Consider the following 26,518-nt stretch of genomic DNA (forward strand, 5'->3'; position numbering starts at 1 on the left):
CGGCCCCCGCCGCATGTCCGGGTCCGCGCGGACCGGCCGCGGAACCCGCCGTCGCGTCCGACCGCACCCGGCCCCCGCGCGCCCACGCCCGTCTCAGGATCCAGGCACTTTCACGGGGTGGCTATTCCAAGCGCGGAATAGCCACTCTTTCCGTGAAAGTGCAGCGTCACGGGGACGCCCCGACGCGGCCGGGACGCCGTCGCCGCGTCGTCGGTCGGCGGGGGTTCGTCCGGGTCGGGTTTGGCCGGCGAGCGGCGTCACGAGGTGCCTCGGGGCGCCTGCGGGGGGGGCGTGGCGCGGATATGGCGACGGCCGCCCGGCGGCTGCCGGACGGCCGTGCACCGTTGGAACGGTCAGCGCTGGCGCAGCAGCGGCTTGGCCAGGGCCCAGTAGCCGGCGGCGATGGCGTTGAAGACGCCCATGCCGGGGGGCGAGTCGACGTTCGACGGGGCGACCCGGGCGGTCATCAGCTCGGCGATGACCCCGTCGGGCACGATCCGCTCGTCCTGGAGCTGCCGGCGGCGGGACTTCAGCCAGGCCCGGTTGGTCCAGAGCCAGCCCCAGCCGCGGAACTTCTGCGTGACCCAGCCGCCGGCGAGCGCGGCGGCGAGCATGGCCGCCTCGGTGAGCAGCAGGACCGGGGCGAGCACCACCAGCGTCCGGGTCTCGTACGCGGTGAGCAGCGTGACCAGCCGGTTGCGCTCGACCAGGTACAGCTTGAGGGCGTTGCGGGAGAACTCGTAGTGGTGCCGCACGACGGCGTCCGGGACGTACTCCAGCCGCAGCCCGCGCTGCCAGAGGCGCAGGCTGAGCTCGGTGTCCTCGTGGTAGGCGAAGTACTCGGCGGCGAAGCCGTCCAGCTCCCGCCACAGCGCCCGGTTGATGACGAAGCAGCAGCCGCTGAGCGACGGCACGGTGGTGCGGACGGCGTGGGCGCTGGCCGGCTCGCCGTTGCCGCCGGCCCAGGACAGCCCAGTGAAGTGCAGCGGGTTGCCGGAGGTGTTGATCAGCTCCGGGTTGTCGGCGAGGCGGATGGAGGCCATGGCGGCGCCCACGCCCGGCTCGCCGGCCACGGCGACGACCTTGGCCAGGGCGTCGGGGGCGACGATGGCGTCGCTGTTGACGAAGGCCAGCCACTCGCCGGTGGCCTCGGCGGCGCCGACCCGGCAGCCGCCGGAGTAGCCGGTGTTCTCCTCGGGGCGGATCACCCGGACACCGGGGAAGCCCTTGACGACGTCGATGCCGTCGCCGGTGCAGCCGTTGTCGACCACGATCAGGTCGATGTCGACGTCGGTGCTGTCCAGCACGGCCCGGGCGGCGTCGACCAGGTACGGCTCGGCGCCGTAGGCCAGCATCACCGCGGTCACCTGCGGGCGGGTCATCGGATGCCTCCGGATACTCCGGTCGCCAGGGCGTCGTCGAGGGACCGGGTCGGGGTGGGGGTGGGACGGGACTGGCGGCGCAGCAGCAGCGCCATGGCGGCGGCCACCACGACGGAGCCGACCGTGTAGGCCAGCTCGACGCGGAGCGCCACCGACGCCGGGGTGAGGGTCACGGCGACCAGGGCGGCCACGCCGACGGTCCAGGCGAGGGCCTGGGCGCGGTGCCGGTCGAGGGCGAGCAGCGCCTGGCCGAGGACCATCGCCCACAGGTAGGCCAGGGTGGCCACGGCCAGCCAGGCGAAGTCGCCGTGGCCGAGCACGTCGGCGGCGTCGAACAGGGTGCCCACCAGCCAGGGGCCGAGGGCGATCGCGCCGATTGCGCCGAGGACGCCGAGCGCGGTGACGATGCCCAGCGCCCGGCGCAGCAGGCTGTGGAAGCCGCGCAGGTCGCCGGTGGTGGCGGAGGTGGCCAGGCCGGGCAGCAGCGACGCCTGCAGGGAGGCGAAGACGAACAGCGGGATGCGGACCAGCACCAGCGCGGAGAGCAGCGCTCCGGCGGTGGCGACGTCCGACGGGTCGAGCAGCCGTACGTTGATCACGCCGACGTTCACCACGACCTGGGAGAGCAGGCTGGAGACGGTGAGCAGGCCGAGGCCGCGCAGCAGCGCGCCCCAGGCGACCGGTACGCCGCCGCCGGCGGCACGCAGCACCGGCGGCAGGGTGAGCAGCACGCCGGCCAGCGGGGCGATCACCAGCACCAGCCCGTACCACAGGGGTGAGGTGACGCCGGCGAACCCGAGCACGGCGACCATGGCGATCCGCAGTCCGCCGTCGACGCCGAGCTGGGTGCCGTACCAGGGGAAGAGTTGCAGGCCGGAGAGGACGCCGCGGGTGGTGTAGGCGACGGCCATGGCGACGAGCGCGCCGATCAGCACGGTGACCATGGCGGCGTCGCCGGCGAAGAGCCGGTCGGTGAGCGGCCCGTGCGCGGCGAGGATCACCACGACCATCACGGCGAGCACCCCGGCGGCGAGGACGGCGCCCCGGGCCAGCACCGGACCGGGCGGCAGTCCCTGGCTGCGGCGGGCGGCCACGACCCGGGCGACCTCCTGCTCGACGGGCATGAACACGCCGATGCCGAGGGTGAAGACGATCGACCAGAGCACCGACAGGGAGGAGTAGTCGGCCTCGGTGAGGCTGTGCCCGGCCACCGCGAGGTGGACGTAGGAGGCCAGTCCGAGCAGGGCCAGCCCGGCACCCACGGCGAGGGTGCCGGGCGGGACGAGGTGGAGCAGCCGCCGGATCACCGGCGGATGAGCGCCAGCGTGAGTACCGCGAACGCGCGACCGAGGTAGATCATCGCCTTGGCGGGGGAGTGGCTGGGCGTGCCCGCCATCCGCTTTCGCATGGCCACCGGCACCTGCCGGATCTTGTAGCCGCGCCGGGCGGTGTGCACCAGCGTCTCGACGGTGTCGCCGAGGTACTCGGCCGGGTACCAGCCGGCGAACATCTCGATCACCCGCCGGTTGGCGGCGCGGAAGCCGGACGTGGTGTCGGTGAGCTTGGTCTTGGCGACCTTGGAGAGCACGGCGGAGAGCATGACCATGGCCCAGCGGCGGGGGCCGCGGACGCTGTAGTCGCCCTCGCCGGCGAACCGGGCGCCGATCACCAGGTCGGTGTCGTCGAGCAGGTCGACGAGCTTCGGCACGTAGCGCGGGTCGTGCTGGCCGTCGGCGTCGATCTGGATGGCGACGTCGTAGTCGTTGTCCCGGGCGTACCGGTAGCCGAGCCGCATGGCCCCGCCGACGCCGAGGTTGTACGGCAGCTTGGCGACCCGCGCGCCGGCGGCGGCGGCCACCGCCGCGGTGCGGTCGGTGGAGCCGTCGTCGACCACCAGCACGTCGACGCCGGGCAGTTCGCCGCGGACCTCGCCGACGACGTCGGCGATCGAGCCGGACTCGTTGAGCGCGGGGATGATGATCAGAACGCGCTTGCCGTTAACCATCGTGGGACACCAGTTCGTCTCGGGCTGATTCGGTGCGGGCCGCGCGGTCGGCGTCGACCTGGGCGCGGAGCAGGGCGAAGTCTTCGGCCAGGGTGCGGGTCTCCTCCTCCAGGGCGCTGACCTCCCAGCTGAGGTGCACGCACACCAGCAGCAGGAAGACGATGCCGAGGAAGAGCACGAGGCTGACGCCGGAGACCACCCCGAAGAAGCCGGCCACGTTGTCGAGCAGGCGGGGGAACAGCGACAGCGGAATGACGATCAGGAGTACGGCCAGCCAGAGCATGCCGTACTTCTCGCGGAGCTGCCGGCGGCGCAGCAGCTCGACGATGGTGACCAGCAGGAGCAGGCCGGTCAGACCGGTGACCAGGGTGAGCTTCATGCGACCTTCCACGGGGCGGGTGGAGTGGGGGAGTCGAAGGCGTCGGACAGCGTGTCACGCCAGTCCGGCAGCGGCGGAAGACCTGCGGCCGCCCAGCGGTCGTGCCCTAGCACACTGTACGCCGGTCGGGCGGCCGGACGCGGAAACCGGTCGCTGGTGGTGGGTCTCACCCGCTCCGGGTCGAGCCCGGCCAGGGTGAAGGTGGCGCGGGCCAGGCCGCACCAGGTGGTCCGGCCGGAGCAGGTGCCGTGGTAGACCCCGGCCGGGGCGCGGCCGGCCAGCGCCGCGTCGGCCAGCGCCACCAGCTGGGTGGCCAGCGCGTACGACCAGGTGGGCTGGCCCTGCTGGTCGTCGACCACGTCGAGCTGCTCGCGCTGCTCGGCGAGGCGGAGCATGGTGGCCACGAAGTTCGGCCCGTGCGCGCCGTAGAGCCACGCGGTACGGACGACGTAGCCGGTTTCCGGGAGGAATCGGGCCACAGCCCGCTCCCCGGCCAGCTTGCTGCGGCCGTACGCGTTGACCGGGTCGGTGGGCGCGTCCTCGGCGTACGGCTGCTCGGCGTCGCCGGGGAAGACGTAGTCGGTGGAGACGTGCAGCAGCCGCGCGCCGGTGGCGGCGCAGGCCCGCGCGAGGTGCGCGACCGCGTCGCCGTTGACCGCGGTGGCGGCCGCCTCGTCCCGCTCCGCGCCGTCGACGTCGGTCCACGCGGCGGTGTTGAAGACCACGTCGTGGCCGGCGACGGCGGCGTGGACGGCCTCGGCGTCGGTGATGTCCAGCTCGGTGCGGGTGGCGGCGGTCACCTTCAGGTCCGGCCGGGTCGCCAGCACGGCCAGCAGGTCCCGGCCGAGCATCCCGCCCGCGCCGGTGACGAGCACTCGGCTCATGCGCCCTTGGCCGCCTTCAGCGGCTCCCACCAGGCCCGGTTGTCCCGGTACCACTGCACCGTCTCGGCCAGGCCGCGGTCCAGGTCGATGCTCGGGGCGTACCCCAGCTCGGCGCTGATCTTGCTGATGTCCAGCGAGTAGCGGCGGTCGTGGCCCTTGCGGTCGGCGACCGGGACCACCCGGTCCCAGTCGGCGCCGCACGCCTCGAGCAGCCGGCCGGTGAGCTCCTTGTTGCTCAGCTCGGTGCCGCCGCCGATGTTGTAGACCTCGCCGGCGCGGCCCTTCTGCTGCACCAGGGCGATGCCCCGGCAGTGGTCGTGCACGTGCAGCCAGTCGCGGACGTTGCCGCCGTCGCCGTAGAGCGGGACGGTGCCGCCGTCGAGCAGGTTGGTCACGAACAGCGGGATGACCTTCTCCGGGAACTGGTACGGCCCGTAGTTGTTGGAGCAGCGGGTGACCACCACGTCCATGCCGTGGGTCCGGTGGTAGGCCAGCGCGAGCAGGTCCGAGCCGGCCTTGGAGGCCGAGTACGGGGAGTTCGGGGCCAGGGGCCAGGTCTCCGTCCAGGAGCCCTCGTCGATCGAGCCGTACACCTCGTCGGTGGAGACGTGCACGAAGCGGCCGGTGCCGTGCCGCAGCGCGGCGTCCAGCAGCGTCTGGGTGCCCAGCACGTTGGTGGTGACGAACGGCGCGGCGCCGGCGATCGAGCGGTCGACGTGCGATTCGGCGGCGAAGTGCACGATCACGTCGTGATCGGCGACGACCTGGTCGACCAGGACCGGGTCGCAGATGTCGCCCTGCACGAAGCGCAGCCGGGCGTCCTCGCGCACCGGGGCGAGGTTGTTCAGGTTGCCCGAGTAGGTCAACTTGTCCAACACCGTCACCGCGGTGGGCTCGACGACGGGCACCCCGGCAGCGTCGCCGCCGGGCACGCCCAGCAGCATCCGTACGTACTCCGACCCGATGAATCCGGCTCCGCCGGTGACGAGAATCCTCACGGGTCCGGAAGTGTACGCGAATCCTCGCGGACCCCGGGGGACGGCGACCCCGGTGTCCGTTTGACGCCGGTGCAGGTAGTCTCCCCGGGTGCGTGGAATCCTTCTCGCTGGTGGCACCGGGTCCCGGCTCTGGCCGATCACCCGGGCGGTCTCCAAGCAGCTGATGCCGATCTTCGACAAGCCGATGGTCTACTACCCGCTGTCGACCCTGGTGATGTCCGGGGTGCGGGAGATCCTGGTGATCACGACGCCGGAGGACCAGTCCCAGTTCGAGCGGCTGCTCGGTGACGGCAGCCAGTGGGGCCTGCGGCTGGAGTACGTCACCCAGGCCCGCCCGGAGGGCATCGCGCAGGCGTTCGTGCTCGGCGCGGACTTCATCGGCGACGAGTCGGTGGCGCTGATCCTGGGCGACAACATCTTCCACGGCGTTGGTCTGGGCCGGCAGCTCGCCGCGCACGGCGACCCGGTCGGCGGGCGGGTGTTCGCGTACCCGGTGGCCAACCCGGAGGCGTACGGCGTGGTCGACTTCGACGACGAGGGCAAGGTGCTGTCGATCGAGGAGAAGCCGGAGAAGCCGAAGTCCCGGTACGCGGTGCCGGGCCTGTACTTCTACGACAACCGGGTGGTGGGCATCGCCCGCGACCTCAAGCCCAGCGCCCGGGGCGAGCTGGAGATCACCGCGGTCAACGAGGCGTACCGGGAGGCCGGGGAGCTGTCGGTGACCGTGCTGGACCGGGGCACCGCCTGGCTGGACACCGGCACCTTCGCCTCGATGATGCAGGCCGGCGAGTTCGTCCGGGTGATCGAGGAGCGCCAGGGCATGAAGATCGGCTGCGTCGAGGAGGTGGCCTGGCGGGCCGGCCTGATCGACGACGACCAGCTGCGCGTGCTGGCCGAGCCGCTGACCAAGAGCGGTTACGGCGACTACCTGCTCGGCCTGCTGGCCGAGAAGCACGGCGAGGCGGTGGCCCGCTGATGAAGATCCGGCAGCTGGGTATCGAGGGGGCCTGGGAGATCAGCCCGCAGCAGCACGGCGACCCGCGCGGGCTGTTCATGGAGTGGTACCGCTTCGACCGCCTCGCCGAGGCGGTCGGGCATCCGCTGCGGCTGGCCCAGGCCAACCTGTCGGTCTCCGCGCGCGGCGTGGTGCGCGGCATCCACTTCGCCGACGTGCCGCCGGGCCAGGCCAAGTACGTCACCTGCGTACGCGGCGCGGTGCTGGACGTGATCGTGGACCTGCGGGTCGGCTCGCCGACGTTCGGCCGGTGGGAGGGCGTCCGGCTCGACGACGTCGACCGGCGCGCGGTCTACCTCAGCGAGGGGCTGGGGCACGGCTTCTGCGCGCTGACCGACGACGCGACGCTGAGCTACCTCTGCTCGACGACCTACAACCCGACCGGCGAGCACGCGGTGCACCCGCTCGACGCCGACCTGGCCATCGAGTGGCCGGCCGAGGTCCCGCAGCTCTCCGCCCGGGACGCCGCCGCGCCGACGCTGGCGCAGGCCCGCGAGTCCGGCCTGCTGCCGGAGTACGAGGCCTGCCGGGCGTTCACGGCGAGCCTGCGGCCGGACGGAATGTCGCACTCGGACGGTATGTGATCGACCGGAGAGCACGACCTGTGCGGTGACAGTGACGAACGGGGCCCCCGGGCGGCTAATGTCACAGCATGGAGCGGCGAATCTTCGGCCTCGAGACCGAGTACGGCGTCACCTGTACCTACCGCGGGCAGCGTCGGCTGTCCCCTGACGAGGTCGCCCGGTACCTCTTCCGCCGCGTCGTGTCGTGGGGCCGGTCCAGCAACGTGTTCCTGCGCAACGGTGCCCGGCTCTACCTGGACGTCGGTTCGCACCCGGAGTACGCCACTCCGGAGTGCGACTCGGTGGTGGACCTGGTGGCCCACGACCGGGCCGGCGAGCGGATCCTGGAGGGGCTGCTCGTCGACGCCGAGAAACGGCTGCACGACGAGGGCATCGCCGGCGAGATCTACCTGTTCAAGAACAACACCGACTCGGCCGGCAACTCGTACGGCTGCCACGAGAACTACCTGGTCTCCCGGCACGGGGAGTTCGGCCGGCTGGCCGACGTGCTCATCCCGTTCCTGGTCACCCGCCAGCTGATCTGCGGCGCCGGCAAGGTGCTGCAGACCCCGCGCGGGGCGGTGTACTGCCTGTCGCAGCGGGCGGAGCACATCTGGGAGGGCGTCTCCTCGGCGACCACCCGCAGCCGTCCGATCATCAACACCCGAGACGAGCCGCACGCGGACGCCGAGCGCTACCGCCGGCTGCACGTGATCGTCGGTGACTCGAACATGAACGAGGTCACCACGCTGCTCAAGGTGGGCAGCGCCGACATCGTGCTGCGGATGATCGAGGCCGGGGTGGTGATGCGCGACCTGACGCTGGAGAACCCGATCCGGGCCATCCGGGAGGTCTCCCACGACATCACCGGCCGGCGCAAGGTGCGGCTGGCCTCCGGCAAGGAGGTCAGCGCGCTGGAGATCCAGCAGGAGTACCTGACCAAGGCGACCGAGTTCGTCGAGCGCCGGGGCGGCGACCAGACCGCCAAGCGGGTGGTGGAGCTGTGGGGCCGGGTGCTCAGCGCGGTGGAGAGCGGCGACCTGGACCCGGTGGCCCGCGAGATCGACTGGGTGACCAAGCTGCGGCTGATCGAGCGCTACCAGCGCAAGCACGACCTGCCGCTGTCGCACCCCCGGGTGGCCCAGATGGACCTGGCCTACCACGACCTGCGGCGCGGCCGGGGCCTCTACGGGCTGCTGGAGCGGCGCGGGCAGGTCGACCGGGTGGCCACCGACCCGGAGATCTTCGAGGCGAAGGAGACCCCGCCGCAGACCACCCGGGCCCGGCTGCGCGGCGAGTTCATCCGGCACGCCCAGGAGAAGCGGCGCGACTTCACCGTCGACTGGGTGCACCTGAAGCTCAACGACCAGGCGCAGCGCACCGTGCTCTGCAAGGACCCGTTCCGGGCGTACGACGAGCGGGTGGAACGCCTGATCGCCAGCATGTGAGGACGTCGGCGGCCGGTGCCGGGCACCGGCCGCCGACGCACCGGTACGCTGGCGTCGCGATGAACACTTCCTCACCCTCCGACCGCGATCGCGGCACCGAGAAGCTGAACTGGGTCGAACGGCGCCGGGAGAAGATCCGCGCCGAGATCGAGCGCAACCGCCGCGGCGAGTACAGGGTGCCGACCTGGGTGCTCGCGGTCGCGCTGGTCGCCATCGTCGGTGGCTGGCTGGCGCTGATCTTCCTGGTCGGCTGAGCCCGCCGCGCCGCCGTTTGCGGCGTGTCGCGGTGACCGCCGCCCAGGACACCCCGACTCGCCGCAAACTATGAAACGGGGCCGACGCGCCGGGCGGTCAGCCGATCAGGCGGGCCGCGTGCCGGCCGGCCGCGGCCGCCGCCAGGAAGTAGGCGTGATCGGCGTCCAGGCCCCGGCCCATGGTGGACAGCCCGACCGGCAGGGCGCGCAGCGCCGCGTCCAGCCCGTCGGTCGGCACCCGGACGAGGGTGTGCCGCCCCGCGAGGGGGGCCAGCGCCGCGTCCACCTCCGCCGCCAGCGCGGCGTCCAGGCCGTCGGGCACGACGAGCTCCGCCGGGGCCAGCGCCACCCGGCCGTACGCGGTGAGGCTGTGGTGCGACACGCCACGGTGCCGGGGGCGCGGATCGGCGTCGGAGATCCGCAGCGAGCCGACCGGCCGGCCGCCGAGGGTGGCGACGGCGTTGACCGCCTCGCCGACGGCGACCCCGGAGAAGCCCCAGGTGGTCCCGGTGCCCAGGTTGCCCGGGCCTTGGGCGACGATCGCCACGTCGGCGCGGAGCACGTGCCGGGCGGCCAGCAGGCCGCTGTGCAGGGTGGTGGCCTCCAGGTCGCCGCCGAACGCCTGTCCGACGCTGACCGCGCCCACCAGCTCCCCGCGTAGCCCGTCCAGGGTGCGGGAGAACCAGGCCGGCAGCGCGCCCCCGTCGGTGAGCAGGTACGCCACCCGGGCATCGGGGGCGTCGGCGCGTACGCCGGCCAGGATCGCCGGCAGCGCCGAGTGCAGGTCGGCGGTGACCACGGGCAGCCCGTCCAGGCTCTCCGCCCGGGCCAGCAGCTCGTGGTGCTCCGACGCCTCCTCGTCCACCCCGAGCATGATCGCCTGCAACGGGGTGTAGCGGGCCTTGACCAGGTGGCCGGCGTCGCGGGTGTCGCCGGCCTGCGGCGGGTCCGGCGGCAGCCGGTCGGGCAGCGCCACGACCAGGGCGTAGCCGCCGGTGCCCAGCCCCATCAGCAGGGCGCCGGCGTTGAGCAGCACCCGGTCGCCGGGCACCGGGTCGCCAACCAGGGCGGGGTACGCCAGGGCGCGCAGGGCGCCGCCGTCGGGCAGGTCGACGTCGAGTTCCACCGCGCCGGCCCACCGCCGTCGTACCGCCGTCACCGTTCCGGACCGCCATCGCACCATGCCGGGCACGCTATCCGCGCCCGGCGGCGGCGCCGCGCCCGGGTCAGGGCGGGCCGGGCCGCCGGCGGTCCTGCTCCTGGTCCTGGGTACGCCGGGCCCGCCGCCCGTCGGTGCCGGGCATCGAGCGGGTGGGATCGAGGAAGACGAACCGGATCTCCGGGTAGCGGTCGGTGAGCCGGCGCTCGGCCTCGTCGGCGGCGGCCTCGATGTCGGCGCCGGTGGCCTGGTCGTGGAAGTCCACCTTGGCGGCGACCAGGATCTCCTCCGGGCCGAGCAGCATGGTCATCAGCGTGTCGACCCGGTCGACCGCCGGCAGTTCGGCCAGTTCCCGCTCGATCTCGCGGTGCAGCCGCTCCGGCACGGACCGGCCGACCAGCAGCGACAGGTTGCTCCAGGCCAGGATGGTCGCCACCACCAGCAGCAGGAGACCGATCCCGATCGAGGCGAGTCCGTCCCACAGCTCGTCGCCGGTGAGGTGGGACAGGCCCAGCCCGACGGCGGCGAGGAGCAGGCCGACGAGGGCCGCGCTGTCCTCCAGGAACACCGCCTTGACGGTGGTGTCGGCGGTCAGCCGCAGGAACCGGCGCGGGCTGGTCCGCCAGCGGCGCGACTCGTTGCGCACCTGGCGCACCGCCCGGGTCAGCGAGATCGACTCGATGACGAAGGACACCCCCAGCACGACGTAGGAGACGAGGTAGTCCCCGCTGTGCCGGTGCACCAGGATGGTGGTCACGCCGTGGGTGATGGCGAAGCCCGCCCCGGCGACGAAGGTGAACAGCGCGGCGAGGAACGCCCAGACGTAGCTCTCCTTGCCGTACCCGAAGGGGTGCCGGGTGTCGGCGGGCCGCGCGCCCCGGCGCAGCGCCAGGTAGAGCAGCACCTCGGTGGTGGTGTCGGCGACCGAGTGGGCGGCCTCGGAGAGCATCGCCGCGGAGCCGGAGATCAGGCCGGCGACCAGCTTGGCCACCGCGATGGCGAGGTTCGCCGCGCCCGCCACCACGACCGTGCCGACGCTCTCGGCCTTGACCTCCCCCTCCGACATGCGCCTCACCCTAGGGCGGTCGGGCCGACACCGTCCGGTGACCGGCGGCACTGCGCCGCGCGCCGCGCCCGCGCGGGTGCACGGCCGTGGCGCGCGGGCTGCTAGCGTTCACCTCGTGTCGCGGAGCCGTACCGAACGCCTGGTCAACCTGGTGATCTGTCTGCTGTCCACGCGACGGTTCCTGACCGCCGCGCAGATCGCCGCGACCGTGCCCGGTTACGAGCACGATCCGGACGACGCCAAGGAGCACGAGGCGTTCCAGCGCAAGTTCGAGCGGGACAAGGCCGAGCTGCGTGAACTGGGCGTGCCGCTGGAGACCGGCACGGCCAGCGTCTTCGACGCCGAGCCCGGCTACCGGATCGCCCACCGGGAGTACGCGCTGCCGGAGATCCCCCTGGAGCCCGACGAGGCCGCGGCGGTGGGCATCGCCGCGCGGCTCTGGCAGCACGCCGGGCTGGCCGCCGCCGCCTCCTCCGGGCTGGCGAAGCTGCGCGCGGCCGGCGTCGACGTGGACCCGCAGGCCACCCTGGGCCTGGAGCCGATGGTCACGGTCGACCCGGCGTTCGCGCCGCTGACCGCCGCCGCGCGGGACCGGCGCGAGGTCGGCTTCGACTACCGGGTGCCCGACCGGGACGCGCCGACCCGCCGCCGGTTGCAGCCGTGGGGCGTGGTCTGCTGGCGCGGCCGCTGGTACGTGGTCGGCCACGACCTGGACCGGGACGCCACCCGCTGCTTCCGGCTCTCCCGAGTGGTGGGCGCGGTCCGGGTGACCGGCGAGCCGGGCGGGTACGAGCGGCCCGCCGGCGTCGACCTGATCAGCCACGTGGCCCGCTGGTCCGGGCCGGTCGAGCGCACCGGCCGGGCCACCGTGCTGGCCGCCCCGGGCCGCGCCGCCGGCCTGCGGCGCTGGGCCGTGCAGACCCTGCCGGGCCCCGACGGCGACCGGCTGGTCCTGCCGTACGCCGACCCGGACTCCCTCGCCGGCCACCTCGTCGGGTACGGCCCGGACGTGCGGGTGCTGGAACCGCCGGAGGTGCGCGACGCGGTGATCCAACGACTCAAGGAGATCGCCGTCCGGCAGGACGACCTGGCCGTGGCCGGAGGCCCCCGGTGACTCGACCGGCCGCTCGGAGCGGCTCCCGCACCTCCGCGGACCGACTGGCCCGGCTGCTCAATTTGGTGCCCTACCTGCTCGCCCGCCCCGGCATCGAGATCGCCGAGGCGGCCGGCGACCTGGGCGTCACCGAGCGGCAGCTGCGCGAGGACCTGGAACTGCTCTGGGTCTGTGGGCTGCCGGGCTACGGCCCGGGTGACCTGATCGACATGGCCTTCGACGGCGACCGGGTCACCATCACCTACGACGCCGGCATCGACCGGCCGCTGCGGTTGACCCCGGACGAGGCGCTGGCCCTGGTGGTGGCGCTGCGGATGCTCGCGGAGACGCCCGGGGTGGCCAACCGGGAGGCCGTGGAGCGGGCCCTGGCGAAGATCGAGAACGCGGCCGGCGACCTGGTCGGCGCGCCGGTGGCGGTGCGGCTGCCCGGGGACACCCGGCAGGTCGAGGCGCTGCGCTCGGCGGTCGAGGGCGGTCGGGCGCTGCGGATCACCTACTACACGGCGGCGCGGGACGAGACCAGCGAGCGCACCATCGACCCGCTGCGGATGCTGATGGTCGGCGGCCGGGCGTACGTGGAGGCGTGGTGCCGCCGGGCCGAGGCGGTCCGGCTGTTCCGGGCCGACCGGATCGACGCGGTCGCCGAGCTGGACGAGCCGGCAGTGGTGCCGCCGCAGGCGCGCCCGCACGACCTCACCGACGGGGTGTTCCGCCCCTCGCCGGACCTGCCGCTGATCACCCTGCGGATCGGTCGGGGCGAGCGGTGGATCACCGAGTACTACCCGTGCGAGCGGGTGGAGGCCGGCGACGGCGACCAGTGGCTGGTCTCGCTGCGGGTGACCGACCTGGGCTGGGCCCGCCGGTTCGTGCTCGGGCTGGGGCCGGACGTCACCGTGGTCGCCCCGGCCGAGCTGGCCGATCAGGTGCGGGCGCAGGCGCTCGCCGCGCTGGAGGCGTACGGCACCCCGGTGGGCGACAACGCGCCGTCGGCCGACCCGGCGGTGGGGGCCGTCACCCAGTAGGCTGACCGCCGTGGTGAAGTGGATCGTTCTCGCGGTGGTGCTGTTCGCACTCGTCGTGCTGGCCCTGGCGGTCCGGCCGGTGCTGGCGCGGCTGCCCCGGCTGCGTCGGGCGGCGGTCGCGCTGCAGCGACGCCAGGCCGACGCGGACGCGCTGCGCGAGGCCGCCGAGGCGCTCTCCGAGCGGGCCGAGACACTCCAACGGCAGGTCGAGACGACCCAGCAGCGGGTGGAGCTCATCAAGGCCAAGCGCGGTAAGTGATCGACCCCGGTCGGTGAATCGCGCGTCGGCTGCGCGATCCGGGTGCCTTTCGCGCACGGATGGACGTCCCCAGGTGGTTGACGGGACACGCGAGGGTGGTCAAGACTTCACCGGCCGGACGCGTCACCAGCGGCCCGGCGGGTGGCAACGGCTCTCGACGCACGTACGATGGGCTGCGACACACCCTTCGACACAGAGCGACTGGAGCTTCCCATGGGTGCCCTCAAGCCGTGGCACATCGCCGTACTCGTGGTCGTGCTGATCCTGCTCTTCGGCGCGAAGCGGCTCCCCGACGCGGCCCGTTCGCTGGGCCGCTCGCTGCGGATCATCAAGGCGGAGACCAAGAGCCTGCAGGACGACGACCGCGACCTGGCCGAGAAGGCCGACGCGCAGGCCGGCTACCAGCCGCTGCCGCCGCACGTGCAGCAGCAGTACGCCCCGCAGCAGGCCCCGCAGCAGCCGGTCGCCCCGCCGGTCGACCCGGTGCAGCGCGTCCGCGACAACTGACCGAAGGGCCCGAGCACCGTGGCCTTCGCGCTTCGCAAGCGCGGCCCGAGCGATTTCGAACGGGCCGCCGACGGCTCCATGACGCTCATGGAGCACATCCGTGAGCTGCGCAACCGTCTCTTCCGCGCCTCGCTGGCGATCCTGGTCGGCTTCGGCTTCGGCATCTGGCTGGCGACGCCGGTCCGGGAGCTGCTGTCCAAGCCCTACTGCGACCTGCCTCAGGCGGCAGACCCCGAGACCGGGCTGTGCAAGTTCGTCCAGCTCGGTGTGGCCGACGTCTTCCTGCTGAACCTGAAGATCGGCCTCTGGGTCGGGCTGATCATCGCGGCACCGGTCTGGCTCTACCAGCTCTGGGCGTTCATCGCGCCGGGCCTGCACCGGAACGAGCGGCGGTACGCGTACGTCTTCACGGCGCTCGCCGCGCCGCTCTTCGCGGCCGGTGCGGTGCTGGCGTTCTTCGTCACCACCAAGGGCCTGGAGTTCCTGCTCGACGTCTCGGGTGACGACATCTCCACGACGCTGGAGGTCACCCGGTACATCTCGTTCGTCACCAACCTGATCCTGCTGTTCGGGGTGGCGTTCGAGTTCCCGTTGATCGTGCTGATGCTCAACTTCGTCGGCCTGGCCAGCGCACGGAAGCTGCTGAGCTGGTGGCGGGTCGCGGTCTTCGTGTTCTTCGCCTTCTCGGCGGTCGTCACGCCGACCCCCGACCCGTTCGGCATGACCGCGCTGGCGATCTGCCTCTGCGCGCTCTACTTCGCCGCGGTCGGGGTGGCCTTCCTCAACGACAGGCGTCGGGGTCGGGGCAAGGAGAGCTACTCCGACCTCAGCGACGACGAGGTGTCGCCGCTGGAGCTGGACAACGAGCCGGTCGAGGCGTCCGCCGGCGTGGACTTCTCCGGGCCGGTCGGGGCGCCGGCGCCGGTCGCCGCGCCGGCCCCGATCGACCGACGCTTCGACGACATGACCTGACGGGTTCCGCGCCCCGGGCTGTCCACGACGCCGCCTCCGCCTGCCGGGGGCGGCGTCGCCGTGTCATCCCCGCCGATCGGCGAGAGCCGGCGGGACGTCAGGAGCGGCGACGGGTCGAGACAGGCATGGGCCGGGCCCCGTTCGGGACCCGGCCGGCGGGAACGTCCTGATCGGGGCTAGCTCGAGTAGCCGCGCGCGGCGATCCAGTCGGCGAGCTTGTCGTCGGTCATCCAGTAGGTCTTCGTCGGGTCGTACGGGTCGGCGACCTTCATGGTGTCACCGCCGTCGCGGTATCCGACGATGGTCAGATAGTGTCCGCCCTCGTACGAGTAGCGGTTGCCCTCGGTGTCGACCGAGGTGCCCATGATGTTGGCTACCACGCCACGGTTGGCGTCGACCGCCTCCACCACGTCGGTACGCAGCTCGGCTTCCTGCTGCGGGTCGGCCTCGGCGCCCTGGATCTCGGTGGTCTCGTAGCCGCCGGCGGTCATCTCGTTGAGCACCCGGGTGGTGGCGTCCACCGAGTCGGTGCCGGCCTGCGTGGTGCCCAGCTTGTCGGCGACCTCACGTTGGCTCACCACCTTGCCCTGCGTGGACAGGGCGATCCGGGTCGCGGCGGGTGCGCAGTAGTACTCGTTCGGCTGCCGCTGATAGTCGTAGTGCAGCACTCGCTGACCGTCCTCGGGCGGAGGAGCCGGCGGAGGCGCCTGCGCAGGAGCCGGCGGGGGCGCGGGCGGCGGCGGGGGCTGGTCGGCGGAGGCGGGCACGCTCTGCACCGGGGCTGGATGCGACGGGGTCATCGGATCGGCGGACGCCTGGGCGGCGATCGCCGAACCAGTGAAGGCGCCGCTGGCCAGCACGGCAACGGACAGCACGCTCTTACGGAACAGGGAATTCATCGTGATGCTCCCCTCGACTGGTCTTACCGGCCTTCGCCCGCCGCTTACCCGGGCCTGGTCTGCGAAAACGCGCGACACTACCCGAGTAGCGGGGGTTCCGGCCGGCTTTGCCCGATCACGCGCGGAAATCCCGCAGGAGGAGTAGAAGGGGCCGGGCCGCGCGGGGGTTGGTGCGAAAGATGGCGGTGGGACCGGGTGCGACGTGAGGGATGTCGGAGCCGGGTCATCCCACGCGGCGGGCGGGCGGCTATGCACCGATGCGCGGATTGTCCTGGTCCAGTGGGCCTTCCGTGAGGCCTGACGGGCGGCATTTTGTTGGCCGGTGGAGGTGGTCATCGAGCGGGGCGTCGCACGAGCCGGATCGGCCTCGTTGACGACTTAGCGGCCTCGCCGGTGTCCTCGGTGTGTGGGCGGGGATAGGGTCTTCCGGCCGCCCACCGCCTCGTCGTGGCTCCGGACGGCCTGCCGGCACAGTCAGGCTGCGTACGTGAGCCACGGTGCCCGCAGGGCGTCCCTCGGCCCGACTGCGCCCGGCGGTGAGGACCGCATCCCGGGGGGCTGACGAGGGGTCCAGCGCTGCCCGGAGCAACCTCGTGGTCGTCAGTTCACCCTGAGCTTTAGCGCTGGCCGGGCGGTGAGCGAGTGGCCGTCCAGGAAGGCCAGGTCGACTGCCACGCCACTGAACGTGACCGGGCCCGGCGAGGTGGTGGCGATCCCCGGGGGGAGCGGCAGGTCCGGGCTCAGCGTGATCGTCACGCCGAGGATTCGTCCGACGAATCGGGTGGCGTAGACGGCGACCTCGCCGCTGAGCGTCAGCTGATCGGTGGCGACCCGCATGGTGCGGCCCGCCGGGCCGGGCGAGCGCAGTCGGGCGTCGTCGGTCATCACCCGATCCATGCTGAACTTCAAGGCCCGCAGGGTGCCGCCGGCGGTGGGCAGCTCGACGATTCCCTCGATCCGCAGCCCCGTCATGGTCATGGTGGAGCCGGTCAGGTGGACCGGGCTCTTCGCCACCAGCGGCTGGCCGGGCTCGGCGGGGATCCGCGGCAAGGTTCTCCCGGCCCCGGGGGCGGCCGGGGTCGGCTCGGGGCGGGCGCAGTCGAGAGCCAGGACGATCGGCCCGGAGCTGGCGGCCAGCAGGGTCGACAGCGGTGGCGGGCCGGGCGCAGCCGCACGCTCCGACTGCGCCCGGGCACTTTCCTCGTCGTCCTGGCCCCCGTGGAACGCGCCGAGGCCGCCGAGGCCGCCGAGGCCGCCGAGGCCGAGGACATTCCGGTTCGCCCTGGCGTACCCGCTCGGGCTGATCGAGGACGAGCCGGCCGGCCCGTCCGGCGCCGGTTCGGTCGGGCAGGTGGGTCCGTCCCGAGCCGGGGCGGGTACGGCCGACGCCCTCGCCGGGCCGGGCGCGGCGAGCGTCACGGTGGCGGAGATCCCGAGCAGCCCCATCAGTGCCGCGAAGAACCGTAGGCCGCGCTGTGGGGGCCCCGGCTGCTCGGGCTTCGTCCGCTCGGCCGGCCAGAGCCTCAGGGCCGCAGCGGACTCCTGGTACGCGCCGGGCGACGGCCGGGTGAGGTGCAGCCCCAGGCTGTCCCGGCCGAACATCAGTTCGTCGACGAGGGCCGGCTGCCCGTGCTGGGGGCAGCGTCGGGGGCCGACAGGTCAGCTCCCGCACCTGGCCTGGGCTGGTCCGGCCCCGTCCCGTCCGCCGGCGTCCCGGGCCGCGCCGTCTCGTCGCCCGCGGCCTCGTCGGGCACGGCCGCGTCGTCCGCTGGCTCGTCCCGCGTCCCTGCCGCGCCGGCCGGCTCGCTGGCCGGTGCGGCGCTCGGCGGGGTGTCCGGCGTCCAGGCGAAGCCGAGGGCGCTGCCGACCAGGCCGAGCAGCAGACCGACGAAGAAGCCGCCGAGGTTCACCCCGATCAGCGAGAAGAGCGCGGTCACGGCGGCGACCACGGCGTAGAGGACCCGGTGTGGGGGCTTGAACCACATCAGCAGCCCACAGGTCACCAGGATGGTGGGGATCAGCCAGGACAGGAAGCCGGTCGTCCCCGTCTGGAGAGTGAGACCGGCGAGCGACATCTGGGTGGTGCCGAAGATCTGCAGACCGGCCAGTGCGGTGAACAGGCCGCCCCAGAATGGTCGGGTCCGCCGCCAGCGGCGGAAGCCGCGCAGGTCGCGGAGCCGCTCCGGCCGGGCGTTCCGCGGTTCGCCGTTGTCCACCCATGCCTCCTGCCGAGTGAGGGGTCGAGCGCAGCCCCCGCCACACGGAGAGCGGGGCGGTGGTCAGCTCAGAAGCACTCCTTGGCGGCCGCGCCCGTTCTGACCTTCAGCTTCAATCCGGTGAGGTTGAACGTCCGGGCCTCGGTGGAGCGGGCCACCTGGCGGAGGTTCGTGATCGTGACGGTGTCGGCCTGCTGGCCGAACGTCCCCCGGGGACCCCTCGCGTTGGGGGGGCCGCCCTCGAGGGTCGACGCGTCCCGATTGATCTGGATGTTCGTGAACCGGGCGTCACCCTCGAGCTGTTCGGCGTCGATCAGCAGGTCGGTGGCGGTGGCCGGCCGGCCACCGCCGCCGGCGTTGATGGTGATCACGACGGGCGCGCCGGGCGCCTTCACCGACTGGCAGAGGTCGAAGAGCTGCGCCCTGCGGATACCGGTGGTCGCCACCGGATGCCTGGTCCCGTCGACCTCCGTGGCGACGCCGCCGTACTGGACGAAGCCCTCGCCGCGCAGCTCCGAGGCGGAGACCTTGAACGTCTGCCCGGACACGGCGAACGAGGCGGCCATGGCGCCGTTGGCCATGCCGAGCACGATCGCGCCGGCGACCGCGGTCGCCGGGATCGCCAGGGCGGCGAAGCGCCGCCAGCGGGTACGTCCTGGGATGTCGGACCTCTCCTGCACGGTTCCTCCTCAGGGTGGATGTCGTGCCGGTGGTCGGACGAGCGCCAACGAGGGCTCGTGGGCCAGCTGGGCGATGACGGAGGCCGAGATGGGCCATCCCCCTGCGCATGCGCCAGCAGGCACCGCCACCCCGACGCTAACACGCTGTAGACATCCGGGTGCGGATTCGTCACCTAGCGTCAGGCGCCATGGATGGGCTCGGGGCGCGAGGTCCGCTCGCCGCACTGCCCGGTGCCACCTTCGACACCCTCGTCCCAGCGGCCACGACTTCTCGCGATGCCCTGCGGGGTCACCCGAACGAGAACCATGATGCCGGTGTCGACTGCCTCTCCACGTCGGTGCGTCGACGACTGTGCCCGCGTGCAACCGAATGTGCCAGCCAACGGCGGGAGCCGTCCCTTCGGAACGGACAGCAGGGCGAAGGCCTCACGCGATCCGAGCAGATTCGTGTTCCGAGGCCGCGGCATCAATCCCGGGAGGTTGTTGTATGTACGCACGGAAGCGGCGCCTCTACCTGTCCGCGCTGGTGCTGACGCTCGTCTTTCCGGCCCTGTCGTCAGCGGTCACCGGAGCGAACACGGCTGCGGCGCGTGCCGATTCGTGCGCGAATCCCACCACCGGCCGGGAGGCCGACGCCGTGGGTCGGAAGTTCATGGTGGCGGCGGCCAATCCCTTCGCGGTGCAGGCCGGCTGCAAAATCATCGCCAAGGGCGGCACGGCCGCGGATGCGGCGGTGGCCGTGCAGGCGGTCCTGGCCGTCGTGGAGCCACACGCCTCCGGTCTGACCGGTGGCACGCTCATCAACTACTGGGATCCCGACAAGCACACGGTGCGGTATTTCGACGGCATGTCCCGAGCGCCGAAGAACGTGCCGCAGAACCTGATGACTCCCACCGACCAGGAGCGCAAGGCGCTCGGCGTCGACCGGTTCCCGTACGCGGCGTCGGCGACGGCCCGGGCGTTCGCCGTACCGGGCACGCTGCGGGTGCTCTCGGACGTCCACGACGTGTACGGGGATCTTCCCTGGGACGAGCTCTTCGACGACGCCATCAACCTGGCCGCGAACGGCTTCCCCATGCCGGAAGCCCTGAGCAGTGGACTCGACGAGCGTAACAACGGGCGCAAGCGCTGCAACTACCCCGATCTGCGCCCCCGTTACTGCAACGGCGACAAGGCCAAGAAGCCGGGTACGACGATCCGCAACCCGGAGATCGCGCAGGTGTTGCGGGAGGTTCGGGACGGCGGGGCGGATGCGTTCTACGACCCGAAGGGCAAGATCGCTCCGGCGATCGTGCAGCACGCGGCGAAGGGGCCGTTCAAGTTGAAGGGAAACACCGCCGGACCGGTCGTGATCCCCAGTCTCATGACCGCCGAGGACTTCGCCGAATACGCCGCCATCGAACGCAAGCCGCTGTGCCGCAAGGTGTTGGGCGTGCTGGTGTGCACGTCGGCGCCGCCCGCGTTCGGGGGAGTGTCCGTACTGGAGATGCTGGGCCTGCTCGACCGGGGCAAGGTGGGCGAGAGCGAGCCGGACTCGGCCGACCGGATGCACCTCTTCGTCGAGGCGAGCCGCCTGGCGAACCTCGATCGCCGGGCGTACATCGGGGACCCGGCCTACCACAAGGTGCCGGCGGCCGGCCTGCTGGACAGCAAGTATCTCGACCAGCGCTTCTCCCTCTATTCTGCGGACCGGGCGATCGACCCGATCAGGCCGGGAGAGCCGCCGGAGCGCATCCCTCCCGGGCCCACCGGGGACGTCCCGAGCACCATCGACGTCGGCGACCCGACCAGCAACGTGAGCATCGTGGACAGCGACGGCGACGCCATCTCGATGACGACCACCATCAACACGCACTTCGGAGCGCACATCGAGGCGCGGGGGATGATCCTCAACAACGCGATGAACAACTTCACCGACACGTCGTCGGTCTCCCCCGGCAAGCCGGTGAACGTCATGCAGTCGAAGAAGCGCCCCACGGCGTCGATGGCGCCGACCATCGTCCTCGATGAACAGGGACGGCAGCTGAAGCTGGTGGTGGGCGCGGCCGGCGGCTCGCACATCCCGGACTACGTGACCCAGGCGCTGGTCGGTGTGATCGTCGACGGCATGGGGCCGGCCGAGGCCATCGACCAGGGGCATTTCAGCGGGCAGGACATCACGCGCAAGTGCGGGGGGTCTGTCGGGGCGCCTTCCGAGCTCGAAGCGGGCCGGCGGATCAGCGCGATCATGGCCGAACTCGTGGTCCGGGAGCATCCGTGTCCCCGGCTCATCGCACTGGACAGCGGTCTCACCGCCATCGAGGTACGCGGCGACCAACTGCTCGGCGCGGCGGACAAGCGCCGCGACGGCAGCGCGATCGGGCGCTGACGTACCGGTTCACCTCCGCGGTATGAGCCGCCCTCACCCCGCCGGCCGCCACGCTGGTGCCACCGCTCGACGTGGCCGCGACGCGGATTCGACCCCCGCCGAGTTCATCCCGGTCGGGTGAAGTCTCCTCACCCTGCCGAGTTCGATGATCGACACGACGCGCAAGTTCCGATGTCGCCGAGAGCGAAGGGTCGCCATGAACAGCAGGAACGGAGGCGAGCAGCCCGCCCCCGACCGGGGTCGCGATCAGCAGCCCTTCCGCGGACGCGCGTCCGTGCCGTCAGTGCCCTCGGACCCACCACAGGAGCAGGCCGTCCCGTGGCGGCGGCGGGCGCTGGACCAGCAGCTCCCGGCAGCCGGCTTTCCCGCCGGCTCCGGTAAGCCGTCACTGCTGTATCTCTGGGCGATCATGGGTCTGGCGGCCGCCATCGTGCTCGGGTTCGCCATCAACAACCAACGGGGCGTCCCCCCGGCCGTCGTCGACTCGCAGCGGGACAACGTGTCGAAGGTCGCCTCCAGCATGCGGCTGACCATCAACCACTACGTGGAGGACCTCGACCAGCGCATCGCGGCTCGGCCCCCGACGACGCCCGACCCCGAGTTCGTCAAGCAGGTGGTGGGCAACGGTACGGAGTGGACCGGGGCCGCGATCGTGGAGACCGGCTCGCGGCGCCCGTTGGCCACCGCCGGCACCGGCGTACCGATGGAGCTGCTGCCACCGGCACTTCCCGCCAAGGACACCTTCCCGATCACCACTCCCGACGGGCCGGCTCTGGTCCGCAGCGTCGCGCTGGACGGCTCGCGGACGCTGCTGGCGACCCAACCGCTCGACGTGGACGAACTCCGCCTCAACCCCAACGCCCGACAGGGCATCTTCGTCATCACGCCGGACGGCAAGAGCACCCTGATGCAGGGGGTCAGTGCCGTACCCGACGTCCACCTGCCGGTGGTCTTCCAGGGGCTGGCCGGGTCCCAGTCCACCGAGGGCCACCCGATCCGGGTGACGGAGTGGCTGAACAAGCAACTGGTCGTCTCCTCCGCTCCGGTGGGGGAGACCGGGGCGACGGTGGCGACCCTCATCGTCGCCGAGGAAACGGGCGGCACTTCCACCCTGCACGGCTTCCTGCTCGGCCTGACCCTGCTGGCGATGGCGGTGCCCAGCTTCCTGCTGATGCGGCTGGCGCTGGTCAGCCCGGTCCGGTCGCTGCTGGAGCGGGCCAAGGCTGACGCCTGCGGTGAGGTCCCCGGCAAGCGGTACCCGTTGCGCATCGCGGAGGCCCACCGCATCGCCCGGGCACTGTCCCTCACGTCCGACGATCCATCGTCCGGCACCGGCGGCCGGAAGCGCTGGCGGTGGCGGTGGCGACCGACCGCGAACCAGGGCCTGGCCCTGGCCACCGTCGTGGCGCTGCTCTGGCCGGCGGCGGCGGTGGCCTACACGCTGAGGTCACCTGAGCCGCAGATCCCCAACCAACTCGTCCGGGACGAGGAGAGCAGGGCCGAGGCGGCGAGCAACGTGATGGGCAAGGCGCTGAACAACGGCCTGCAGACGGTTACCCGGATCTCCCAGGCATCGGAGGTGACGCCCGACCCGGCTCAACTGGCCCCGCAGCTGAAGCAGGAGCTGGCCGACAAACACCGCTTCCGCAGCCTCTACCTGATGGACCCGAACGGATCGGTCGTCAGCGCCGCGGGACGGGACCCGCTGCGCAAGGAGCCGCTGCGCGGTGAGACCGGCATCGAGCTGGACGGCGCAACCGCGCGCGTGCCGCTGGTGTACGCCTTCCGGGTCGCTCCCAACGGCGTCGCGACCGTCGGCGAGTTCGACATCGACTACCTGCTGGAGATGATCCGGGCGGTGGACGGGCAGGTACGGGTCGTCGACGAGGACCTGCGCACCGTCTTCGACTCCAACGGCTTCCGCGCCTTCCAGCAGTTGGAGGGCACCGCCCGGGTGGCCGCCTCCGAGGCGCTGAAGGGCGGCACCGTGGGTATGGCGAAGACGCCGGACGGCAGGCCGGCACTGATCGCCGCCGCCGGGCTGAACAAGCCGAACACCGTCGCTCCGCTGAAGTGGTCGCTGGTGGTGGAGCAGGACCTGGCCGGGCTGCGGCTGCCGGAGAGCGACGGCCGGCGGTGGACGCTGCTCGTGGCCGGTGCCACGACGGGCGTGGTGCTGCTGACCCAGACGTGGCAGTACTTCGTCTTCGCGCGGCCACTGCGCCGCCTCGCCGGGCAGGCCGACCGGATCAGCGACGGGGATGTGGAGGAGCCGATCTCGCCGCAACGTCACGACGACATCGGGGCGTTGGCGATGTGCCTGGAGGTCTGCCGCCAGGTCCGGCACACCGGCTCCAGTCGGCTGGGCGGTGCGAGCCGGCTGCGCGGCACGGAGGAGGACCGCACCGTCGTGCTGCCCGAGGTCCCGCCGCAGCCCGAAGCCGGTCGGGCCACCCTCTGGTACAGCGAGAGTGCCGACACCCGCGCCGACGACCGAGACGAAAGGAGCTGACGTGGTCTACCTCTACGTCGTTTTCGTCCTCTGCTGTGTGGCCCTGTTCGGCGCGGGGATGGTCGAGCAGCGTAACCACTATCGCAACCTGAACATGATTCCCGATCGGGTGCTGGTCAACGGCATCCGGGGCAAGAGTTCGATCACCCGGCTCTGTGCCGGCGCGTTGCGCGGCGGTGGGCGGGTGGTGGTGGCCAAGACCACCGGCACCGCGGCCCGGTTCATCTTTCCGGACGCCAGTGAGGAGCCGGTGCACCGCAAGTTCGGCATCGCCAACGTGGTCGAGCAGATCGGCATCGTGCGGCGGGCCGCCGTCTACCACCCGGACGCTCTGGTCATGGAGTGCATGGCGGTGATGCCGGCGCTGCAGGAGGTCAACCAGAGCAAGCTGATCCGGTCGAACATCGGGGTGCTGTGCAACGTGCGCGAGGACCATCTCGCCGAGATGGGGCCGACCCTGGACGATGTCGCCCGGTCGCTGAGCCGGTCCATGCCGGTGGGCGGCACCTGCATCACCGCCGAGCGGGAACGGCTCGCGATCCTGCAGGAGGAGGCCGACCGGCGGGACTGCCGCCTGATCGCGGTCGACCCGGAATCGGTCAGCGACCACGAGATGAACGGCTTCGGTTGGATCACCTTCAAGGAGAACGTCGCGATCGCGCTGGCCGTCGCCGGCGAACTGGGCGTCGACCGGCAGAGCGCGCTCAAGGGCATGTGGGAGGCGCCGCCCGACCCGGGCGTGCTCTCCGTGGCCCGGGTGATGCACGGCGACAAGCGCTTCCGGTTCGCGAACATCTTCGCCGCCAACGACCCCGAGTCGACCTTCATGAACATCCAGCAACTGGAGGACCAGCAGCTCATCACCCGGCCGCTCACGATGGTGATCAATTGCCGGCCGGACCGGATCGAGCGAAACGGGCAGATGGGCGAGCTGAGCGGCCGGGTGAGACCGGAGACCATCGTCCTGATCGGAGAGGTCACCAAGAGTGCCCGGACGACCGTGCCCGCGGACCTGCAGGACCGGGTGGTCGACCTCGGCGGCAAACCGGACCCGGACAGCCTGCTGCAGGGCGTGAGCGCGGCGACCCCGGACGACTCCTCGATCGTCGCCGTCGGGAACATCCACGGGCAGGGTGAGGTGCTGGTCCACCAGCTGGCGACACTGCCGGGCTGGACCTGCGAGGACGGCTCTCCCTCCGCCTCCACCCTTCGTACGTCCACCGGAGAAGGGAGCCAGTGATGACGTTCGGCGGAGAACTCAGCGCCCAGCTGGCCACGGCGAGCCTCGGCATCGGGCTGGTGTTCGCCCTGCTGTGTTACCTGACCACCAACCTCTCGCCCGGGGGCATGATCACCCCGGGCTGGATCGCGTTGACCCTCATCGAGGACCAGCTCCAGTCGGTGATCGTGGTCGGGGTCACCATCGTCACCTACCTCATCGCCCGGCTGATGCACCGGGTCATCATCCTGTACGGGAAGCGGCTGTTCGCCGCCATCGTGCTGGTCAGCGTCCTGCTGCAACTGACCATGTTCGTGCTCGTCCAGCGCGACCTGCCACTGCTGTTCGCCCACCAGACGCTGGGCTTCGTGATCCCCGGCCTCATCGCCTACCAGTTGGTGCGCCAGCCGCCCAGGGCGACCATCCTGGCCACCGTCATCGTGACGGCGATCACCTTCGGCATCACGTACAGCGGCGTGGTCGCGGGTTTCGTGCCGGTGACCTGACCCTTCCTCGCAAACGTCACTGAAAGGAGAAGCAGGAATGAGCTACCGCAGGTACCTCCGCAGGCCGGCCGTGTCGAGCGTCATCGGGCTCGTCCTGCTGATCACCGCGAGCATGCTCACCTACCTGGTGGCCCGGCCGTCGCCGGCCGACGAACGCGAGCTGACCCTGGGCCTGGCAAAGGCGACCGAGGGCCAGGCGGCCGGCGCGTCGGGCTACCACTACCAGCGGTCGTCCGAACCGGACCGTACGGAGATCATCGACTCGTCGGGGGAGCCGGTCGCGGTCATGACCGACGGCGCGCGGACCGCGCACATCTACGGTCCGTCCCGGACGTTCGAGGAGCCGAGCTTCACGGACGCGAAGGTCGAGACCGACATGTGGGTCCGGCTCGCGCCGCAGCCGTGGCGGGCCGGCGCCGAACAGGAGCAGTGGTTCATCGACTGGTTCGCCGCGGCCCGCCGGGACCGCTCGCCGGACGTGCTGGCGATCTCCTTCGAGTACGTCGACGGGGCCCCGGTGAAGCGGGACAACCAGGGACAGCAGTATTCCGGAGACGCCTCGTTCGGGCCGCCGGACCCGGCGGACCCCGACGGCCGTCAGGAGCGCTCCGACTTCTACGACTACCTGGGTCTGCCCTGGTCGTTCCTGGACGGCAAGGCGGCGGTGCCCGAGCCGCAGCGCAAGCTGGCCCTGGACTGCTCCGGCTACCTGCGGATGGTCTACGGTCACCGGCTCGGATATCCGCTGCGCGGTACCAACACCCCGGGTGAGGGTCTTCCGCGCCGAGCGTACGCCATGGCGGAGCTGGGCCCGGGTGTTCAGCTGATGCCCAACTCGGGCCAGCGGGCCCGCGGAATCGACAAGCTGCTCCCCGGTGACCTGGTCTTCTTCAACGCCCAGCCGGTACCGAACCGCCAGATCGACCACTCCGGCATCTACCTCGGCATCGACGACGGCGGGCACCACCGCTTCATCTCCAGCCGGTCCCAGACCGACGGTCCCACCATGGGCGACGTCTCCGGTGCACCCCTGCTGGACGGGGTCGGCTACTGGCCGGACAGGTGGCTCACCGCCCGCCGGCTCTGACCGG

General features: G+C 72.0%; 25 protein-coding genes and 1 pseudogene. 14 read left to right on the forward strand and 12 right to left on the reverse strand.

All coding sequences use genetic code 11. From position 1 onward, the window contains the following. Nucleotides 1-353 precede the first annotated feature (353 nt). Genes ACTMS9_RS24780 through rfbB form a run of 6 tightly spaced genes read right to left on the reverse strand, consistent with a single transcriptional unit; the run spans nt 354 to nt 5,648 of the window. Nucleotides 354-1,382 (reverse strand): glycosyltransferase family 2 protein, encoded by a 1,029-nt coding sequence (locus ACTMS9_RS24780; protein WP_441149394.1) that lies wholly within the window; start codon nt 1,380-1,382, stop codon nt 354-356. Beyond that, on the reverse strand, nt 1,379-2,689 hold the full coding sequence (locus ACTMS9_RS24785) for a lipopolysaccharide biosynthesis protein (protein WP_441166137.1): 1,311 nt from the start codon (nt 2,687-2,689) through the stop codon (nt 1,379-1,381). Before ACTMS9_RS24785 ends, ACTMS9_RS24780 begins: the two co-directional genes overlap by 4 nt. Continuing rightward, nucleotides 2,686-3,387, reverse strand: coding sequence for a glycosyltransferase family 2 protein (locus ACTMS9_RS24790; protein WP_280841457.1), 702 nt, complete (start codon nt 3,385-3,387; stop codon nt 2,686-2,688). The genes ACTMS9_RS24785 and ACTMS9_RS24790 overlap by 4 nt, the downstream gene beginning before the upstream one ends. Beyond that, on the reverse strand, nt 3,380-3,766 hold the full coding sequence (locus ACTMS9_RS24795) for a DUF2304 domain-containing protein (protein ID WP_154937316.1): 387 nt from the start codon (nt 3,764-3,766) through the stop codon (nt 3,380-3,382). The genes ACTMS9_RS24790 and ACTMS9_RS24795 overlap by 8 nt, the downstream gene beginning before the upstream one ends. Then, nucleotides 3,763-4,650: a dTDP-4-dehydrorhamnose reductase gene (gene rfbD, locus ACTMS9_RS24800; protein WP_210776251.1), complete on the reverse strand. Its 888-nt coding sequence runs from the start codon at nt 4,648-4,650 to the stop codon at nt 3,763-3,765. The genes ACTMS9_RS24795 and rfbD overlap by 4 nt, the downstream gene beginning before the upstream one ends. Continuing rightward, a complete protein-coding gene (gene rfbB, locus ACTMS9_RS24805) occupies nt 4,647-5,648 on the reverse strand; it encodes a dTDP-glucose 4,6-dehydratase (protein WP_441149392.1) in 1,002 nt (333 codons plus the stop codon). Before rfbB ends, rfbD begins: the two co-directional genes overlap by 4 nt. Nucleotides 5,649-5,736: 88 nt before the next feature. Here rfbB and rfbA point away from each other — a divergent pair, with 88 nt between their 5' ends. The 4 genes from rfbA to ACTMS9_RS24825 all read left to right on the forward strand — a co-directional run bounded on the left by rfbA (nt 5,737) and on the right by ACTMS9_RS24825 (nt 8,928). Continuing rightward, on the forward strand, nt 5,737-6,624 hold the full coding sequence (rfbA, locus tag ACTMS9_RS24810) for a glucose-1-phosphate thymidylyltransferase RfbA (RefSeq protein WP_441166138.1): 888 nt from the start codon (nt 5,737-5,739) through the stop codon (nt 6,622-6,624). Beyond that, nucleotides 6,624-7,247, forward strand: coding sequence for a dTDP-4-dehydrorhamnose 3,5-epimerase family protein (locus ACTMS9_RS24815; RefSeq protein WP_441149389.1), 624 nt, complete (start codon nt 6,624-6,626; stop codon nt 7,245-7,247). Before rfbA ends, ACTMS9_RS24815 begins: the two co-directional genes overlap by 1 nt. A 68-nt stretch (nt 7,248-7,315) precedes the next feature. Then, entirely contained in the window at nt 7,316-8,674 is a 1,359-nt protein-coding gene (pafA, locus tag ACTMS9_RS24820; RefSeq protein ID WP_441149388.1) for a Pup--protein ligase, read from the forward strand. A gap of 59 nt (nt 8,675-8,733) precedes the next feature. After that, nucleotides 8,734-8,928 (forward strand): hypothetical protein, encoded by a 195-nt coding sequence (locus ACTMS9_RS24825; protein WP_441149386.1) that lies wholly within the window; start codon nt 8,734-8,736, stop codon nt 8,926-8,928. A gap of 97 nt (nt 8,929-9,025) precedes the next feature. On the opposite strand, the gene ACTMS9_RS24830 is transcribed toward ACTMS9_RS24825, so the two are convergent. Next, a complete protein-coding gene (locus ACTMS9_RS24830; RefSeq protein WP_441166139.1) occupies nt 9,026-10,111 on the reverse strand; it encodes a DUF3866 family protein in 1,086 nt (361 codons plus the stop codon). 43 nt (nt 10,112-10,154) lie between these two features. Then, a complete protein-coding gene (locus ACTMS9_RS24835; protein ID WP_441149382.1) occupies nt 10,155-11,153 on the reverse strand; it encodes a cation diffusion facilitator family transporter in 999 nt (332 codons plus the stop codon). Nucleotides 11,154-11,268: 115 nt separating this feature from the next. Here ACTMS9_RS24835 and ACTMS9_RS24840 point away from each other — a divergent pair, with 115 nt between their 5' ends. The 5 genes from ACTMS9_RS24840 (at nt 11,269) to tatC (ending at nt 15,027) form a co-directional block, all read left to right on the forward strand. Then, the gene (locus ACTMS9_RS24840; RefSeq protein ID WP_441149380.1) at nt 11,269-12,267 is read left to right on the forward strand and encodes a helix-turn-helix transcriptional regulator; all 999 of its coding nucleotides are present in this window, start codon (nt 11,269-11,271) and stop codon (nt 12,265-12,267) included. Then, nucleotides 12,264-13,289: a helix-turn-helix transcriptional regulator gene (locus tag ACTMS9_RS24845; RefSeq protein WP_441149378.1), complete on the forward strand. Its 1,026-nt coding sequence runs from the start codon at nt 12,264-12,266 to the stop codon at nt 13,287-13,289. Before ACTMS9_RS24840 ends, ACTMS9_RS24845 begins: the two co-directional genes overlap by 4 nt. 10 nt (nt 13,290-13,299) lie before the next feature. Beyond that, nucleotides 13,300-13,548, forward strand: coding sequence for a hypothetical protein (locus ACTMS9_RS24850; RefSeq protein WP_280841467.1), 249 nt, complete (start codon nt 13,300-13,302; stop codon nt 13,546-13,548). 213 nt (nt 13,549-13,761) lie between these two features. Next, nucleotides 13,762-14,055 carry a Sec-independent protein translocase subunit TatA gene (gene tatA / locus ACTMS9_RS24855; protein ID WP_441149376.1) on the forward strand — a complete coding sequence of 98 codons (294 nt, stop codon included), beginning with the start codon at nt 13,762-13,764 and terminating at the stop codon, nt 14,053-14,055. 18 nt (nt 14,056-14,073) lie between these two features. Further along, nucleotides 14,074-15,027, forward strand: coding sequence for a twin-arginine translocase subunit TatC (gene tatC / locus ACTMS9_RS24860; protein WP_441166140.1), 954 nt, complete (start codon nt 14,074-14,076; stop codon nt 15,025-15,027). 176 nt (nt 15,028-15,203) lie between these two features. On the opposite strand, the gene ACTMS9_RS24865 is transcribed toward tatC, so the two are convergent. The 4 genes and pseudogenes from ACTMS9_RS24865 to ACTMS9_RS24880 all read right to left on the reverse strand — a co-directional run bounded on the left by ACTMS9_RS24865 (nt 15,204) and on the right by ACTMS9_RS24880 (nt 18,822). Further along, on the reverse strand, nt 15,204-15,926 hold the full coding sequence (locus tag ACTMS9_RS24865) for a C39 family peptidase (RefSeq protein ID WP_441149373.1): 723 nt from the start codon (nt 15,924-15,926) through the stop codon (nt 15,204-15,206). A gap of 600 nt (nt 15,927-16,526) precedes the next feature. Beyond that, entirely contained in the window at nt 16,527-17,528 is a 1,002-nt protein-coding gene (locus tag ACTMS9_RS24870; RefSeq protein WP_441166141.1) for a hypothetical protein, read from the reverse strand. A 116-nt stretch (nt 17,529-17,644) separates the two neighbouring features. Further along, nucleotides 17,645-18,142: pseudogene (locus ACTMS9_RS24875) on the reverse strand (DUF6114 domain-containing protein); the annotation flags it as partial. Between the two features lie 68 nt (nt 18,143-18,210). Next, the gene (locus ACTMS9_RS24880; protein WP_441149369.1) at nt 18,211-18,822 is read right to left on the reverse strand and encodes a DUF6230 family protein; all 612 of its coding nucleotides are present in this window, start codon (nt 18,820-18,822) and stop codon (nt 18,211-18,213) included. A 352-nt stretch (nt 18,823-19,174) separates the two neighbouring features. On the opposite strand from ACTMS9_RS24880, the gene ACTMS9_RS24885 reads away from it, so the two are divergent. The 5 genes from ACTMS9_RS24885 to ACTMS9_RS24905 all read left to right on the forward strand — a co-directional run bounded on the left by ACTMS9_RS24885 (nt 19,175) and on the right by ACTMS9_RS24905 (nt 26,514). Beyond that, nucleotides 19,175-21,190 carry a gamma-glutamyltransferase family protein gene (locus tag ACTMS9_RS24885; RefSeq protein WP_441166142.1) on the forward strand — a complete coding sequence of 672 codons (2,016 nt, stop codon included), beginning with the start codon at nt 19,175-19,177 and terminating at the stop codon, nt 21,188-21,190. Nucleotides 21,191-21,464: 274 nt separating this feature from the next. Continuing rightward, nucleotides 21,465-23,702, forward strand: a complete 2,238-nt coding sequence (locus ACTMS9_RS24890) for a HAMP domain-containing protein (protein WP_441166143.1) — start codon at nt 21,465-21,467, stop codon at nt 23,700-23,702. Nucleotide 23,703: 1 nt separating this feature from the next. Continuing rightward, entirely contained in the window at nt 23,704-24,942 is a 1,239-nt protein-coding gene (pgsB, locus tag ACTMS9_RS24895) for a poly-gamma-glutamate synthase PgsB (RefSeq protein ID WP_441166144.1), read from the forward strand. Next, the gene (locus tag ACTMS9_RS24900) at nt 24,942-25,427 is read left to right on the forward strand and encodes a poly-gamma-glutamate biosynthesis protein PgsC/CapC (RefSeq protein ID WP_154937278.1); all 486 of its coding nucleotides are present in this window, start codon (nt 24,942-24,944) and stop codon (nt 25,425-25,427) included. The genes pgsB and ACTMS9_RS24900 overlap by 1 nt, the downstream gene beginning before the upstream one ends. A 37-nt stretch (nt 25,428-25,464) precedes the next feature. Continuing rightward, nucleotides 25,465-26,514 carry an NlpC/P60 family protein gene (locus tag ACTMS9_RS24905; RefSeq protein WP_441149365.1) on the forward strand — a complete coding sequence of 350 codons (1,050 nt, stop codon included), beginning with the start codon at nt 25,465-25,467 and terminating at the stop codon, nt 26,512-26,514. Nucleotides 26,515-26,518: the final 4 nt, after the last annotated feature.

The sequence above is a fragment of the Micromonospora sp. L31 genome (assembly GCF_052068075.1).
Taxonomy (GTDB): Bacteria; Actinomycetota; Actinomycetes; order Mycobacteriales; family Micromonosporaceae; genus Micromonospora; species Micromonospora purpureochromogenes.

Bases quoted from the DNA above. Each gene is read 5' to 3' on its own strand.
- ACTMS9_RS24795 (WP_154937316.1), bottom strand. From the start codon at position 3,766: ATGAAGCTCACCCTGGTCACCGGTCTGACCGGCCTGCTCCTGCTGGTC.
- ACTMS9_RS24900 (WP_154937278.1), top strand. From the start codon at position 24,942: ATGACGTTCGGCGGAGAACTCAGCGCCCAGCTGGCCACGGCGAGCCTC.
- ACTMS9_RS24870 (WP_441166141.1), bottom strand. From the start codon at position 17,528: ATGTTCGGCCGGGACAGCCTGGGGCTGCACCTCACCCGGCCGTCGCCC.
- ACTMS9_RS24815 (WP_441149389.1), top strand. From the start codon at position 6,624: ATGAAGATCCGGCAGCTGGGTATCGAGGGGGCCTGGGAGATCAGCCCG.
- pafA (WP_441149388.1), top strand. From the start codon at position 7,316: ATGGAGCGGCGAATCTTCGGCCTCGAGACCGAGTACGGCGTCACCTGT.
- tatA (WP_441149376.1), top strand. From the start codon at position 13,762: ATGGGTGCCCTCAAGCCGTGGCACATCGCCGTACTCGTGGTCGTGCTG.
- ACTMS9_RS24825 (WP_441149386.1), top strand. From the start codon at position 8,734: ATGAACACTTCCTCACCCTCCGACCGCGATCGCGGCACCGAGAAGCTG.
- rfbD (WP_210776251.1), bottom strand. From the start codon at position 4,650: ATGAGCCGAGTGCTCGTCACCGGCGCGGGCGGGATGCTCGGCCGGGAC.
- ACTMS9_RS24865 (WP_441149373.1), bottom strand. From the start codon at position 15,926: ATGAATTCCCTGTTCCGTAAGAGCGTGCTGTCCGTTGCCGTGCTGGCC.
- ACTMS9_RS24790 (WP_280841457.1), bottom strand. From the start codon at position 3,387: ATGGTTAACGGCAAGCGCGTTCTGATCATCATCCCCGCGCTCAACGAG.
- ACTMS9_RS24780 (WP_441149394.1), bottom strand. From the start codon at position 1,382: ATGACCCGCCCGCAGGTGACCGCGGTGATGCTGGCCTACGGCGCCGAG.
- ACTMS9_RS24835 (WP_441149382.1), bottom strand. From the start codon at position 11,153: ATGTCGGAGGGGGAGGTCAAGGCCGAGAGCGTCGGCACGGTCGTGGTG.
- ACTMS9_RS24830 (WP_441166139.1), bottom strand. From the start codon at position 10,111: ATGGTGCGATGGCGGTCCGGAACGGTGACGGCGGTACGACGGCGGTGG.
- ACTMS9_RS24905 (WP_441149365.1), top strand. From the start codon at position 25,465: ATGAGCTACCGCAGGTACCTCCGCAGGCCGGCCGTGTCGAGCGTCATC.